Source organism: Nitrospirota bacterium (assembly GCA_040755395.1).
In the GTDB taxonomy this organism is placed as follows: domain Bacteria; phylum Nitrospirota; class Nitrospiria; order Nitrospirales; family Nitrospiraceae; genus DATLZU01.
This window is the reverse complement of sequence record JBFMAX010000021.1, coordinates 16,385-31,303: the sequence shown is the minus strand read 5'-3', so window position 1 is coordinate 31,303 and position 14,919 is coordinate 16,385. Positions and strand designations below refer to the sequence as shown.

Genomic DNA, 14,919 nt, shown 5'->3' with positions numbered 1-14,919 from the left:
CGAGTTGGACCCGATGCCGCTTCTCTTGCAGATCCAGCAGATGATTCACGAAGGCGAGGTGGACGGCCAGCGCGACGAGGACGGGGACAAAACACACCATGAGGATGAGCCAGAGCTTCTGCTGGACTTGGAGTTGACTCCACCATGTCCGCAGAGGAGCGGTCATCGTATGGGGCCCCGTGTTCGCAGATGACGGCGCCCGCGCGGGCGCGCCTGATCGTATTCGTCGCCCAGGTGCAGTGTCAAGCCGAAACCAGGCGTTGAACTCGCTATCGGTGATCAGCCATCAGTGGTCGGCTCGCATGCGAAAAGCGCGACATGCGCGATGGGCGGGCACCCATTGCCCCCGGATGTAATTGGTCCCGGCGGGACGAGCGCGAAAGGCGCGAAACGCGCGACGGGCAATCTGCCTTCCGACATTTCGCGCAAGTCGCGCGTGTCCCGCTTCCACGCGTCACGCCTCACGTCTTCAGCATTGCAACGAGTCGCGGCCATAGGCTCATGGTGACTGTTGAGGGAGGAGGCGGATGTAAGCCAACACGTCCTGCAGTTCACCTTCCGTCAGTTTCCCTTGCCAGGCATGCATCGGGCTGAAGACCACGCCGTACTCGATGACGCGCAGGAGTTCTTCGTCGGACTTCAGCATCGAGATGGCGCGATGGAAATTCGCCGGCTTCGTCCTCAGCGAGGCGGCCTCAGGCCCGTCTCCCCGGCCGCCGACACCGTGGCAGGCCAGGCAGTGTCGCTCGTAGACGGCCCGGCCGCGGTTCACATCGGCTCCGCCGTCCTGGGCCCGAAGGTCGACCGCCCCCATACCGAGCGCCGCGCTCAACGCCGCGAGACCGAACACGCGCCGTGCGAAGGTACTGCGGCTCATCGCGTCAACTTTTCTTCGTGGTGTGCGGGATGAAGGAGGTGAACATCTGCCGCATGTTGGTGCTCCCGCAGGCCGGGCACTTCACCTCGCCCTTCTCATGCTCTTTCAAAGTCAGCACGAGCAGCGATTCCTTCCCGCAGTCCAGGCATTGATAGTCGTACATCGGCATGCGTCGCTGCGCTCCAATGAGGAATGAGAAATTATGAATGAGGAATGAGGAATGAGGAATTGCGAATACTAAGACTATTTCCTCATTCCACATTCGGTCGCCGCAGCTCGCCCCACGCTGCGACCGCGCGTGCCATCTCGGCGAGGCGTCGGGCCGCGCGTCCGTAGATGCTGTCCGGCGGATAGTCTCCGTCCGGCCCTCGCTCTCCGGCGGGCATCCCGGTCAGGATTTCCAGGGCTTCCTCCACCATGTTGACGCCGTAGACGGCGAAGGCGCCGGCTTCGACGGCGTCCACGACCTCGCGTCTCAGAGTCAGGTGCTTCGTATTGCGGGCCGGAATAATGACCCCGTGGCGCCCGATGAGCCCATGCTTCTTGCACGACTCAAAAAACCCCTCGATCTTCTCGTTCACGCCGCCGATCGGCTGCACTTCGCCGAGTTGGTTGACCGAGCCTGTGACCGCCAGCCACTGCCGCACGGGCACGTCGGCCAGGCTGGAGAGCACCGCGGCGAGTTCCGCGACGGCGGCGCTGTCGCCTTCGACTTCCGAGTAGGTCTGCTCGAAGGTGAGGCTTGCGCTCAAGGCGAAGGGGTGGGCGCCGGCGAATTTCCCGGCCAGGAACCCGGCTAAGATCATCACGCCTTTGCTGTGGATGTGACCGGCCATCTCGGCTTCCCGCTGGATGTCGATAAGGCCCTTGGTGCCCACGAACGTTCTGGCGGTGATCCGGCAGGGGCGCCCGAACGCATAGTCGCCCATCTGGTGCACGGAGAGACCGTTGACCTGCCCGACGACTTCGCCGTCGAGATCGACGATCAGGGTGCCTTCTTTGATCTCGTCCTGCACCCGTTGCTCGGACAGATTCGCGCGGTGTCGTTTATGCGCGACGGCGGCCTCGACGTCGGCCCGGGTGACGAAGGTTCGCCCGTCGCGTCTGGCCCAGAAGCCCGCTTCCCGCGCCACATCGCTGACCAGGCTGAACTGAAGCGAGAGCCGGTCGTGACGCTCCGCGAGGCGGAACCCCTCGCGGATCACCTCGGCGACCGCGTCCGCGCGAAAAGGCGGGAGCTGTTCGTCGCGGCAGAGGCGGGCGATGAACCGGGCATACTGTCGCTCCTGCCGGTCATCCCGATCGACGTCGAGATCGAAGTCCGCCTTCACCTTGAAGATCTTGGGAAAATCCTCTTCGAAGGCTTGCAGGAGATGATAGATGGCCGGAGGACCGACCAAAATCACCTTCACCTCCACCGGGATAGGTTCGGGCCTGAGACCGGCGGTCGAGAGCCCGAAAAACTCACTGGGATCCTCGATCTTGACCGCTCCCGTTCGGATCACGCGTTTCAGCGCGTCCCAGGAAAAGGGCTGTCGCAAAATGTCGAGCGCGTTGAGAATCAGAAAGCCGCCGCTCGCCTGCAGGAACGCTCCGGCTCTGATTTCGGTGAAGTCGGTGTACATGACGCCCAGGTGGGCTTTCCGCTCGATCTTGCCGACGAGATTCGTGTAGGTCGGATGAGGTTCATCCACCACCGGCGCGCCGCCGTCGGCCTTGTGTTCCACGATGAGGTTGACCTGGTACCGGGTCAGATCCGAGCGGCGTCCCGGCGGCTCGAACCCCGGGATCGGCAGCAGGGGACCTTCGCGGGGAACGAAGTCCTTGTAGTTGGCGACCATATCCTGCCGGACCTGGTCCAAGTACGCATACACCGCCGGCAACCGCTCATAAGGTTTGCGGAGCGCCTGAAATCTCACCTCCAGCACATGGACGACGACTTGACGATCCATGTCGAGGAGCCGCTGCTCCGCCTCGTGGTCTAGGGCATGGACCTTCACGCGAAAGTCCCGGATTTCGCTTTCGAGCGCCTTGCGCCGCTCGGTGAGGTCGCGCTGCTCGTCTTCCGACAGCGATTCGATCTGCTGTTCCGTCAAGGGTCGTCCGCCCCGCAGCGGCACGAGGCCGAAGCCCATCGGCGTTTCCTCGAAGCCGAAGCCGCGCATCCTCCCCAGCTCGGTCAGCTCTTGGAACAGCACCTTCTTCTTCGCGTCGTTCTCCTCGACGATCTTCGCCTTCGCGTCGAGGTACGCTTTGCTCTCGAACGCGGCGGGAATTTCTCGGCGCATGCTCTCGACGAACGCGGCCATCGCGCGCATGAATGCCCGCCCTTGGCCGGCAGGCAGCGACAGACAGGTCGGCCTGGTGGGATCCTGAAAGTTGTGGACGTAGCACCAGTCCGGCGGAGCCGGCGCCGATTGCGCCAAGCGCTTGACCATCCGACGAACCAGGGATCGCTTGCCGGTGCCCACCGGCCCGGAGACATAGATGTTGAACCCCGCGCTTTGCACGCGGAGGCCGAATTCCAGGGCTTCGACCGCCCGCTCCTGCCCGATCGTGTCCGTGTCATCGAGCGGATCGAGTTCGCTGGTGTTCGCAAAGCCGAGCCGGCTCGGCTCGACCGTAGGCGCCAACATCGAGACCGGCAATTTGAACTTGTCCATCACGTCGGCGTTCATCCGATCACCGGGACGGGATTGACGGTGGTGGCCTGAGGACCTTTCTGGCCTTCCTCCATATTGAACATGACCTCGGTCCCGTCTTCGAGTTCGTCAAACGAAATGTCGTGGAGCGCGTTCTTGTGGAAGTACACCTCGCCTCCGCCCTCCTTGAGAATGAATCCGTACCCCTCCTCGGGGAATAATTTGCAGATGACGCCCCGGAACGGCGGCACAGGCGGGGTCCGGATTTCGGTGGTCGCGCGTTTTTCCCGAAACTTGCGGAGTTCGATCGCGACGGCGTCGAAGGCCGCGCGGATCGCTTCCTCGAACGTCTTGTCCTCTTTCCGAGCCGTGATCGTATGACGCCCGGGTAGGGTGATGACGACGAGTGCTTCGGCGACATTCTTGAGCTTCTTGTGGTGGCGATTCTTGGTCAATGTCACCCGCCCATGCATCAGATCGCGATGGCCGCGTTGCAGATCGTGTATGCGTTCTTCGATCTCGGTTTTCCACCGCGGCGTCATCGCCACGTTCCGGCTCTCGATTTCCAGGTCCATGGCGCCTCCTTCAGGGATGTCCATCCTCCTAAGCCAGCAAACGATATGCCTTGATTCGGTGCGGGGCTAGAGGCGAAAGGCTGAAGGGCGGCGGAATGAGGAATGAGGGATGAGAAATGAGGAATGGTGAAGGGCTAACTTGCAGAAGTCAGCGCGACAATTCAGCATTCCCAATTTCTCATATCACAGTTCTCATTCATCATTGTTCCGTTCTGGCCGCCTCTCGCCCCTCGCCCCGCGCCCCTAGCCTTCGCGTCGACTGGCGCATAATTCCTCAGTCCCTCTTCCTGAACTGAAGCCGAATGCAGCAGTCGAGGGCCGCGAGCGGCCCAATTAGGAATTCTGAATGAGGAATTGTAAGAATTGGGATTTCGGAATGATTGAGCCGAATCCCTGGCAATTCAGAATTCATAATTTTCGGTTTGGAACGTGACTTGCGTAGGGAGTCTGTATGCCGACTCTCGAGCGGGCGAAGTTGGAAGCCTATCTGCGGCAACGGTTCGGTCTCGGGGTTCGGTTGCTCTCCTTTGGGTTGATCGGGGAAGAGACGTCCGAAGACAGTTACAAACAATATGGGTACGGGGCGCCGGTCCGGCTCACGTTTCAGGTGGGACGGGCCGTCCGGCAGGCCGTGTTGGAGACGATGAGCCCGGGTCCCTTCGGCCACGAGCACATGGCGGACCGGGCGCAAGCGATCCTCTGGGACTATGACTCCTACGGCCGTCTGCCGCGCCACGTGAAGGCCCTCGATGTCGGCGCCTTTACCGAGGACCATGCGCTGTTTTCCGTCGCGGCCGCGCGCGAGTTCTTCGTGCTCACGGCCTGGGCGGAAGGATCGAGCTATCACACCGATCTCGAACGGCTGGCCAAGGGCGGCAGGTTGCGGGGTCTCGATCGGCGCCGCGCGACCGTCCTGGCGCGCTACCTGGCGGCGATCCATCGGGTCAAACGGCGCGATCCCGACTTGTATCGACGGAGGCTGCGGGAGCTGATCGGCCACGGAGAATGCATCATGGGATTGACCGACAGCTATCCGTCTCGCTTTGCGTTCATCACCAGCGATCTGCTGCGTTCGATCGAAGAAGCCTGCAACCGCTGGCGGTGGCGCTTGCGGAATCGGACCGGCCGCCTGTCGCAGGTCCACGGCGACTTTCACCCGTGGAATGTCTTGTTTCGTCCCGGTACGGATTTCAGCGTGCTGGACCGTTCGCGCGGGGAGTGGGGCGAGCCGGCCGACGACGTGACGGCGATGACGATCAACTACCTCTTCTTCTCCCTGTGCCGCTGGGGCAAGCTGCGGGGACCGCTGGAGGTGCTGTTCCGCGTGTTCTGGGAGACGTACCTGTCGGCGAGCAAGGACCGCGCGGTCACCGAAACGGCTGCGCCGTTCTTCGCGTTCCGCGGGTTGGTCATTGCCAGTCCCTTGTGGTATCCGGACCTGACCATCCAAGTCCGCCGGACCATCTTCCGCTTCGTCGAGAACGTGCTGGCCGCCGACCGTTTCGAGCCGGCGGAGGTGAACCGGTATCTAGGGGTATGAGTAAACGTCAATCGTCAAACGTCAACGGTCATTCGTGAAGAAACGGTTCTGTTTCACTGGCAATTGACGATGGCGCGTTTTCTGCACGGTTGACGGTTGACCAATGACCAATGACGCCTGCTTTCTGCTCGGGGAAGAGCGCGGTCGGTGCGGCGTTAATCCGCCCGCTGCAAGAGGTGGCGCAGGCCGCGCAGCGGAATCCGGACCCAGTCCGGGCGATTGTTCAGTTCGTATCCCAATTCATAAAGCGCTTTTTCGACAAGGTAGAGCCGAAGCAGTTCTTCGGTTTGCGCCTTCGATGCGAATCGGCAGACGGTCGTGCCGGCCGCCTCTCGGTAGGTCCGGAGGAAGGCCGTACACACCCACCGATACCAGTCGCCGGCCGATCTCTCATTAAGGCCGTCCGTTTGCGCGCGCTGTTCGAACAAGACCGCCGAGGCGGCATAGTGAAATGATCGCAGCATCCCCGCGACATCGAGCAGCGGCACGTGCTTGGCGCGTCGCTCGCTCAGCGGGCGGGCGGGCTCGCCCTCGAAATCGATGATCACGAAATCCCGGCCTGTATAGAGCACTTGCCCCAAATGGTAGTCGCCGTGGCAGCGGATACGGAACGCGTCGGGCTTGAGGCCGCGCCAAGTCTCCAGGCGGCGGGACAGATTCTCTTCACGGTCGAGCACGTCCCCAGCCTCTCTGCGCGTCTCGTCCGGGAGGTCGGGCCACCGGCGGCGCAGCAAGTCGAACACCCGGCTTGCCGACCGAGCGATCGATTCGCAGCGTTCCCGCAGATACTCGGGCGGGACGGGTTCCGGCGCGAAGTCGGGATGAGGGGATGACGCCAGCGCCGCGTGCAGCTCGGCTGTTCGCCGGCCCAGCAATCCGGCCGAGTCCAGATACGAACCGAGCCGCGCTTCGGCCTGTTGCGGGACGGTGCCGTCGAGCAGCGCTGACAGCAGGTCCTCCGGCTCCGCCGTGTCGGCGAAGTTCGCGGAAGCTGCCCGCTCCCGGGCGAAGTAGGCGCGCAGCGAGTCCAGTGTGTAACGCCAGGCATCGCCCTGATTGGGCACGAACCCTTGCAGGACGGCCAAGGTCGCCGGCTCTCCCGTCCCCCGGCGGTACTCGATCGCGCCCAGGATGGGCGGGACATGGGGAAACCGTCGCTCGGTGAGATGCCGGCCGATTTCGAGATCCGGATTGATCCCGTCCTCGAGGCGCCGATACAGCTTCAAGATCACCCGCTCTCCGTACCGCACGGAGGTATTGCTCTGTTCCGCCTGCATCACCGCGGGAGCCGGGAGGGCGTCGATCGCCCCGAGGTCCGCAAACGCGTGCGTGGAGGTCGCGATCATTTCGCCAGCGGTACCGGCGAAACGCCGGCCCCGGCCGATCGCCTCGAGCAGGGTCCTGGTCACGTCCGGGTTCCAGAGCGCGTCATAGAGAACGCCGTCGCCCCGGTCGTCGTCCGGGTTCGCGAGCAGTCGGCCGATCACCGCGGCGCTCGACTCGGCTGCGAGCCGAGCGGCCGCGTCACCGAACGCGGCGGCCAGAGGAATCTGATATCGTTCGCTCCCGCCCTCTTCGTAGGCGACGCGGGTCAACAGAACGAACGCGCGTGTCCTCGACGTGGAAATCGGGACCGCGTCGGTCACTGTGACGGACCTGATCCGGCGGGCCTTCCCGCCGAACCAGCGACGGGTCGGCAGCGCGTCCCGCAGCAGGGTTTCCAACGCATCCTTCGCCTCCCCCTCGCATAGAGCCTCCCAGCGGCCGGTGAGTCTCAGCGTCCCGCGGTCCGTCGCGCCATCCGCTCCGTGCATGGTCACAAGTAGTAGTCGAAATCCCGTTCGGTCCGGATCCGGCGCCGAACCCGGAAGATGTGCGCCGGCACGGTGTGCGGATCGAGCTCGACATAATTTCTCGGTCCGTTCCAGAGATAGTACGTATCGGTCAGGAGATCGTGGACCTGGTACGGAACGTCGGGGTCGATGCCGAGCTCGTCCAGCTTGAGTTCCACCCAGCCGGCATGGGCGTGGACGGGACTGAGGTTGACGACCGTCACCACGATGTTGGACCGGTCCTCGGTGCGTTTGCTGTAGCACAGCAACTCGTCGTTGTCGACCGGATGGAAGCGCAGGCTCCAGTCGTTCTGCAACGCGGGATTGTCCCGGCGGATCGCGTTCACGCGGGCGATGAAGTCGCGGAGACTGTCCGGCCGCTCGATGTCCCACTGCTTGATTTCGTACTTCTCCGAGTCGAAGTACTCTTCGCTCCCTTCCTCGTAGGGACGGTGCTCGCACAGCTCGAAAGCCGGGCCGTAAATGCCGTAGCTCGCGCCCAGGGTGGCCGCCAGGGCCAGCCGGATCATGAAGGCCGGCCGGCCTCCGCGCTGCAGGTATTCGGTCAGGATGTCCGGCGTGTTGGGCCATAGATTGGGACGGAAATACTCCCGGACCTCCGTTTGGGTCAGCTCCGTGAAGTACTGCATCAGTTCCGTCTTGGTGTTGCGCCAGGCGAAATAGGTGTAGGACTGGGTGAAGCCCAGCTTGGCCAATCGGTACATGACCTTCGGTCTGGTGAAGGCCTCGGACAGAAAGATGACGTCGGGATGGCGCTGTTTGATGTCCGCGATCAGCCATTCCCAGAACTGAAACGGCTTGGTATGGGGATTGTCCACGCGGAAGATGCGGACCCCCTGGTCGATCCAGTAGGTGACGACGCTTTTCAACTCGCGCCACAGGGCCCGCCAATCCTCGGTCTCGAATTCCAGCGGGTAGATGTCCTGATACTTCTTGGGCGGATTCTCGGCGTACTGGACGCTGCCGTCCGGCCGTCGCCGGAACCACTCCGGGTGTTCCTTGACGTAGGGGTGATCGGGCGAGCACTGGAAGGCCAGGTCCAGCGCGATCTCGAGACCTTGTTCCCGCGCTTTGGCGAGCAGGCGGTGAAAGTCGCTCAGGCTGCCCAGTTGCGGATGGATTGCCTTGTGCCCGCCTTCCTCCGCGCCGATGCCCCAGGGACTTCCGGGGTCGTCGGGTCCGCCGACGGGCCGGTTGTTCTTTCCCTTGCGGTGCGTCCGGCCGATCGGATGGATGGGCGGAAAGTACAGCACGTCGAAGCCCATCGAGGCGATGTAGGGAAGCCGGGCCTCGCAATCCCGAAAGGTCCCGTGCCGCCCCGGTTCGGGAGAGCAGGACCGAGGGAACATTTCATACCAGGTGCTGAAGCGGGCCTTCTCCCGATCGACCACAACCGCCAGCTCTTTCTCATAGGTCGCGGCGAACCGCCGGTCCGCATGCCGCTCCATCAGCGCCGCCACCTCGTCGCTCAAGGCGACTCGGATCCGGGCCGCAGGGTCCGCGCCCGCCGCCGCCAGGTCGTCGGCCGATCGGGCGAGCGCCTGCGCATCGGAACCGGCGGCGCGACGCGCCGCGTCCTTCAGCAACCCCGCGCCGATTAGCAGGTCCATCGCCACGTCCTGTCCCGCCTCGACTTTCTTCGCCAGATCGCGGCGCCACGACTTGAACCGGTCCGTCCAGGCGGTCACGGTATAGACGTACCACCCCGTTTCCGCGACCCGGAACGCGCCTCTCCAGCGATCGTTGACCAGGAACGCGAGCGGGACTTCGGTCCAATCGCGATCCTGTTCCTTGCGATACAGCAGCAGGCCCGAGAGCGCGTCGTGCCCGTCGGCGAAGATGTCCGCTTCGACGACGACCGTTTCGCCGACGGTGCGCTTGATCGGAAACCGGCCTCCGTCGATCTCCGGCGTGACGTGTTCGATGACGACTCTGATTCTGCCTTCCATGCGCTCCATACCCGCTCCTTCTTGCCTGTGGCCGTCGATCGTCAATCGCGTCTTGCGCGACAAGCGAGACATGCGCGAAACGCGCGATGGGCAGTCAGCGTTCTGACATTTCGCGCGAGTCGCGCTATTCTCGCCTTTCTCGCAGGCAGAGTCGCGCCACTCGAGCCGGTCCCGCCCGTCGCGCGTCCACAGATCATGTCTTACCCATCGCCCATTTACAGATGCGAAATGTCTTCTTCCCGTTCCCGTGTGTCGCGGAGGCGGCGCTCCAGCGCCTCCTTCGCGATGTTTCTCCCGCCGAGGCCGAGCGCGATGGCCAACGCCAGCACGACTCCGCCGAACGTGATCGAAAAGGCCGCGACCACGATCTCCTTGGCGATCCCCAACTGGGTCAGGACCATCGCCGTCGTGAAGATCATGATCCCCCACCGGATCAGGTTGGCGATGAGGCGGGCCTCCTGAACCTGCGCGTTCACGGCGGCGATCAGAGCCGCTTCGGCGAAAAAATTGGCCATGAGCAGGCCGAAGAGCAGCAGGAACAGCGCCGCCAGCAGGCTGGGCAGGAAGCCGAAGATGACGTTCATCAGGCTGGTCGAGGCCGGTAGTTGGAGGGCGCCGAGGCCCATGAACGCGAACAGGAGAAAGATCACCCAGTAGGCCAAGCGGCCGACCAGGTGGGCGGGAGACTGCCTGACGCCCGCCTTGACCAGCGAGGCGGCGAGCCCCCAGCGCTCGCAGAGCGAGTCGAACCGGACGGCGCGGAGGAGGCGCAGCAGCACGACCTTCGCCAGCCACGCCGCCACCAGTCCGGCCGCCACCAGGCTGATCATGGCGAGAAGATTCGGCAAGAACAGCGCGATCCGCTTCATGGTGTCCCGGAAGGCTTCGACCATCGCTTCCCGCCACAGTTCGCTCATCCCGCTACCTCCATCGCTCGAGCAAATACGGTTTCGTCGCTTCGTAGGTCGCGCACAGCGCCTCGACGGCCTGTTCGACCTCGGCCTGGCCTCCGTCTTTCGTGTCGAGCACGAACGACGCGGTCCAGCCCAGGTAGAGGGGCGTCATGGCCTTCAGCAAGTGTTCCCGGTGCAGCAGCCGCTCGTGATAGGCCAGGGCGAAGTCGTACACGATCTGGACCCAGAGCTGGGCGGACAGACGAAACTCCTCGGTTTCGAGGCCGCCCAACGGGAGCAGTTCGCTCAAGGTGTCGTAGGGCAGCACGACTTCCCAGATCGGCAGCAGGTCGCGGAGCCCCTGCTTGAACGCCTTCACCATGCGCGCCACGTTGATCGCGACCGGCGCCGTCTCCATCTCGAACGGGGGACCGAAGACCGGCACGGGCACGGACGCCGTCACGCTTTGCCACTCCGCCTGGTAGCGCTCCATGAGCATGAAGACCGCGCCGACCGCGCGGGTCAACTGCGCGGACAAATCCGCCTTGCTGTCCCGGGACTCGTGGAGCACCGGTCCCAGGTAGGCCTGACAGACACGCGCGCCCTCCGCCAACGCGGAGGTCAGCATCCAGATATCCAGGCCCTGCCGGACCGCGCCGCTCTCCCACTCGGTGTCGGCCGACCAGGCCGCAGCCCGCGCCCCGGCCACGCCATAGCCGCCGCCGGGCGCCTGGCGGGCGCGTTTCCCATACAAGGCGCGGGTCAGCGGATAGACGACGCCGTTGCTCAGGCTCCCGTCGTATTTATGACGGCGGGAGAGCGGCGCGACGTACTCGAACCGCTCGTCGCGGATCGGTCTGATCAGCAGGTCCATCCAGCCGGGCGTGATCGACAGGAGGTCGGCGTCGATCACCGCGCAGGCCTGCGCCTGGAGGGCGGCGCCGATCGCCAAGAGGGCCCGGACGGCTTCCACCATGGCCGCGGCGCCCTGATACGAGGCGACGGTCCGCGGCGAAGGAGGCAGGGGGACGAATAACCGGATCGGGGTCTTGAGCGCGGCGCGTTCCACGATCGCCCGCGTCTCGTCCTGCGAGCCGCCGTCGCAGACCGCAATCACGCAGCGCGCGTCCGGGAAATATTCCACCAACCCTCGATCGACGGTCAGCATCACCCGCTCGATGGTCTTGGCGTTGTTGTAACTGGGTACGCCGACCAGAATGTCGGCGGTGCCGATCTCCGACAGCCGTCCCTGCACGTCGCGAGAGAGGAGGTCGAGCGTCATGGTCCGGTAAAGATCTTCAGCAAGGTCAAGTAGTCGCCCAGGTGCCGGGTGATCAGGAAATTGCGGCGCACATGTTCCCGCGCGGCGCCGCCCATCCGGCCGATCAGCCCGGGATTGTTCAGGAGATGACGGATGCGGAAGGCGGCGCCCTCCGGCGAATGCACGGTATACCCGGTCACATCCTCGATGATCTGGGCCGCGATGCCTCCGGCCGTTCCGCCGATCACCGGCTTGCCTTTCCACATGGCTTCCGACACCGTCAGCCCGAATCCCTCCTTGAGGGACTTCTGAATCACGATCGTCGCCGCCCGTTGCAGGGCGTTGATCTCCAGGTCGGCTTCCGGCGGCAGTTGCAGCACGTGGATATCGGGGTCCCGTCCGGCGGCTTCCCGGACTTCGGCGAGCACGGCTTCTCCTTCAGGATCGTGCGTCACGCCGCCGCCGGCCAGGACCAGCCGGCAGTTGTGATGCTTCTTGACCAGCCGGTAGGCCTGGATCACGCCGACCGGGTCCTTGAACCGCTCGAATCGGGAGATCTGCAGGAGGATCGGCTTGTCCCGCGGGATCTGCAGCCGGTCCAGGATCGCGTGCACTTCGCTCTTGGCCAGTTCGCGGTTCTTGTGGCTCAGGGGGTCGATGGAGGGATAAATCAGAAACTGGGGGATCGGCAGCCGCTGGGTGAAATGGGGGAGCGAGAAGATCGCGGCGTCGTACTTCACCACGTACCGGCGCAGGAAGCTCCACACCCGCCGCTGCGGCTGCGCGATGTCGAGGTGGCAGCGCCAGATCCACGTGCCTTTCTTCCGATGCTCGACCAGCGCCGCGGGTTGCGGATCGTGGATCATGACGAGATCCGCCTCCAGGTTGAGGGCCTGCGCGTTCCGCTGGTTGACCTGCAGGTAGGTCTGATACATCTCCTCCGTGATCGTCTGGTCCTCGCCCTGCAGCGCGTTGGCGAAGCGCTTGGTCACGTCGAAGAATTCCTGGACGCCGGCGATGACTTCCCAGCGCGCCTCAAGGCCGAGGGTCTTCATCATCGGCACAAGGCGGCGCAGGATTTCCGCCACGCCGCCTCCGTACCGGACCGTGTTGACGTTGACGAAGCTTCGGCCCTTCACCAGCTCGCTGAGCCGGTAGAGGAAATCGACGGTCCCCTTCGGCGCGATCTCTCGATACTCGTCCAAGCTGGCCATGACACCTATATCCTCCCGCTCATAGAAACTCCTTAGCCGGCCAATAGCCCAGAGTCGCTGTTCGCTACTCGTTAGCCCGCATTATTCATGACGGTTCGTCGCGCTGCACCCGTTGCTTTGGCCCATTGCAGTTGGCAGAGCAATGGGCGCCCCGAGCAACGGGTACTCGTGAGCCGCGTCGCGAGACGGGCGCGTGGAGCCGCGAAGGACCGACGCGTACCGGGGACCCGTTGCCGGGCTTCATGCAACGGGTGGTCAGTACGTGGAGGGACTGAGCGGCGAGCCCGCCCGCCCCAACGCCGCGGCCAGGCCGGGACCCATTGCAATCTTGGAGGGCACCCATTGCATTCCTGGAGCAATGGGTCCCCGGTGCCCAGCAGCGGATCGGCGATTGCAGCAGAAGTGCTCATGAATAATGCGGGTTAGATCGCGGTGCGTTCAATGCCATAGAGACTGTCCTCGCCGTCCTTCGAGCGAAGCAGGAACCAGTAGTAACCGTAGGGGCCCACGCTGAGCACGTACGGACGGTCGCCGATCGGGGGGAACCGGGACTCGCCGAACAGCTCGAACGGCGTCGAGCCGCGGAACCGACCCAAGTCCAGCTCGACCGGCTGGGCCGAGCCGGCGAGGTTGTGGATCAGGAGGACCGTGTCCCCCTGATACGCCCTCACGTGGACCAGCACCTTCTCGTTGGCGTGCGGGAGGAATTCGATCGACCCGCGGCCGAACACGGGACGGGCTTTTCGGATGCGGATCAATTGCCGCATCCAGTTCAGCAGGGAATGCGGAGTCTGGATCTGCGACTCCACGTTGATCGCCTGGTACCCATACACGGGGTCCGCGATCACCGGGAGATACAGTTTCGCCGGGTCGGCTTTGGAAAAGCCGGCGTTCCGGTCCCCGGTCCACTGCATCGGCGTGCGCACCCCGTTCCGGTCGCCGAGGTGGATGTTGTCGCCCATTCCGATTTCGTCGCCGTAGTAGACGATCGGGCTTCCGGGAAGGGTGAACACCAGGCTGTTCAGCAACTCGATCTTGCGACGATCATTCTCCAGCAGCGGCGCGAGCCGGCGCGCGATCCCGATGTTGCGCCGCGCCTGCGGGTCCCGCGCGTAGGCGTAGTACATGTAGTCCCGCTCCTCGCCGGTGCACATCTCCAGCGTCAACTCGTCGTGGTTCCGCAGGAAGAGGCACCACTGGCAGTTCGGCGGAATGGGCGGCGTGTGCGTGAACATGTCGATGATCGGCTGGCGGTCCTCGCTCCGCACGCCCATGAACAACCGCGGCATGAGCGGGAAGTGGAAGGCCATGTGGAACTCGTCGCCGTCGCCGAAGTAGGGCCGCACGTCGGCCGGCCACTGGTTGGCCTCGGCGAGGAGGATGCGCCCCGGATAGCGCTCGTCGAGGCGCCTGCGGATCTCCTTCAGATAGGCGTGCGTCTCGGGCAGGTTCTCGCAGATCGTGCCCTCCTGCTCGAACAGATAGGGCACGGCGTCGCACCGGAACCCGTCCAGCCCCAGGTCCAGCCAATAGGTCATGACGTCCAGCATGGCCTGGCGAACCTCGGGGTTCTCGTAATTGAGGTCCGGTTGGTGGCTGAAGAAGCGGTGCCAGTAATAGGCCTGCGCCTCCGGGTCCCAGGTCCAGTTGGACTTTTCCGTGTCGATGAAGATGATCCGGGCCTTGCCGTATTTCTGATCGGTGTCGCTCCAGACGTAATAGTGGCGCCGGGGTGAGTGGGGCGAGCGCCGCGCCTCCTGAAACCAGGGATGCTGATCGGAGGTATGGTTCAGCACCAGGTCCGCGATCACGCGGATGCCGCGCCGATGGGCGTCGTCGAGGAACGCCTGCACGTCCTCGATCGAGCCGTAGTCCGGATAGACGCCGCGGTAATCCGACACGTCGTAGCCGTCGTCCCGCAACGGCGACGGGAAGAAGGGCAGCAGCCAGAGGCAATCGACGCCCAGCCACTGCAAATAGTCGAGCTTCTCCCGGAGGCCGCGGAAATCGCCAATGCCGTCGTCGTTGGCGTCGTAGAAAGCCTTGACGTGCAGCTCGTAGAAGACCGCGTCCTTGTACCAGTGCTCGTCGGCGCTCAGCACGGCGTCCTCTCCT

11 protein-coding genes are annotated in these 14,919 nt (G+C 64.1%); 1 reads left to right on the top strand and 10 read right to left on the bottom strand.

All coding sequences use genetic code 11. The features are described from left to right. Nucleotides 1–499: 499 nt before the first annotated feature. The 4 genes from AB1555_18855 to AB1555_18840 all read right to left on the bottom strand — a co-directional run bounded on the left by AB1555_18855 (nucleotide 500) and on the right by AB1555_18840 (nucleotide 4,094). Complete coding sequence (locus AB1555_18855) at nucleotides 500–877, bottom strand: c-type cytochrome (GenBank protein MEW6248751.1); 378 nt, start codon at nucleotides 875–877, stop codon at nucleotides 500–502. A 4-nt stretch (nucleotides 878–881) separates the two neighbouring features. Then, a complete protein-coding gene (locus AB1555_18850) occupies nucleotides 882–1,046 on the bottom strand; it encodes an FmdB family zinc ribbon protein (protein MEW6248750.1) in 165 nt (54 codons plus the stop codon). 82 nt (nucleotides 1,047–1,128) lie between these two features. After that, a complete protein-coding gene (locus AB1555_18845; GenBank protein ID MEW6248749.1) occupies nucleotides 1,129–3,555 on the bottom strand; it encodes an ATP-binding protein in 2,427 nt (808 codons plus the stop codon). Beyond that, nucleotides 3,552–4,094, bottom strand: coding sequence for an HPF/RaiA family ribosome-associated protein (locus AB1555_18840; protein MEW6248748.1), 543 nt, complete (start codon nucleotides 4,092–4,094; stop codon nucleotides 3,552–3,554). Before AB1555_18840 ends, AB1555_18845 begins: the two co-directional genes overlap by 4 nt. A 451-nt stretch (nucleotides 4,095–4,545) precedes the next feature. On the opposite strand from AB1555_18840, the gene AB1555_18835 reads away from it, so the two are divergent. Further along, nucleotides 4,546–5,634 (top strand): phosphotransferase, encoded by a 1,089-nt coding sequence (locus AB1555_18835; protein ID MEW6248747.1) that lies wholly within the window; start codon nucleotides 4,546–4,548, stop codon nucleotides 5,632–5,634. 155 nt (nucleotides 5,635–5,789) lie between these two features. Here AB1555_18835 and AB1555_18830 read toward each other — a convergent pair whose 3' ends face one another. The 6 genes from AB1555_18830 to treS all read right to left on the bottom strand — a co-directional run bounded on the left by AB1555_18830 (nucleotide 5,790) and on the right by treS (nucleotide 14,903). Beyond that, entirely contained in the window at nucleotides 5,790–7,448 is a 1,659-nt protein-coding gene (locus AB1555_18830) for a putative maltokinase (GenBank protein ID MEW6248746.1), read from the bottom strand. A 2-nt stretch (nucleotides 7,449–7,450) separates the two neighbouring features. After that, the gene (locus AB1555_18825) at nucleotides 7,451–9,445 is read right to left on the bottom strand and encodes an alpha-1,4-glucan--maltose-1-phosphate maltosyltransferase (protein ID MEW6248745.1); all 1,995 of its coding nucleotides are present in this window, start codon (nucleotides 9,443–9,445) and stop codon (nucleotides 7,451–7,453) included. 206 nt (nucleotides 9,446–9,651) lie between these two features. Beyond that, nucleotides 9,652–10,353, bottom strand: a complete 702-nt coding sequence (locus tag AB1555_18820) for a hypothetical protein (GenBank protein ID MEW6248744.1) — start codon at nucleotides 10,351–10,353, stop codon at nucleotides 9,652–9,654. Between the two features lie 4 nt (nucleotides 10,354–10,357). Beyond that, nucleotides 10,358–11,611, bottom strand: a complete 1,254-nt coding sequence (locus tag AB1555_18815) for a glycosyl transferase family 2 (protein ID MEW6248743.1) — start codon at nucleotides 11,609–11,611, stop codon at nucleotides 10,358–10,360. Beyond that, nucleotides 11,608–12,804, bottom strand: a complete 1,197-nt coding sequence (locus AB1555_18810) for a glycosyltransferase (GenBank protein MEW6248742.1) — start codon at nucleotides 12,802–12,804, stop codon at nucleotides 11,608–11,610. Before AB1555_18810 ends, AB1555_18815 begins: the two co-directional genes overlap by 4 nt. A gap of 422 nt (nucleotides 12,805–13,226) precedes the next feature. Further along, nucleotides 13,227–14,903: a maltose alpha-D-glucosyltransferase gene (gene treS / locus AB1555_18805; protein MEW6248741.1), complete on the bottom strand. Its 1,677-nt coding sequence runs from the start codon at nucleotides 14,901–14,903 to the stop codon at nucleotides 13,227–13,229. Between the last annotated feature and the right edge of the window lie 16 nt (nucleotides 14,904–14,919).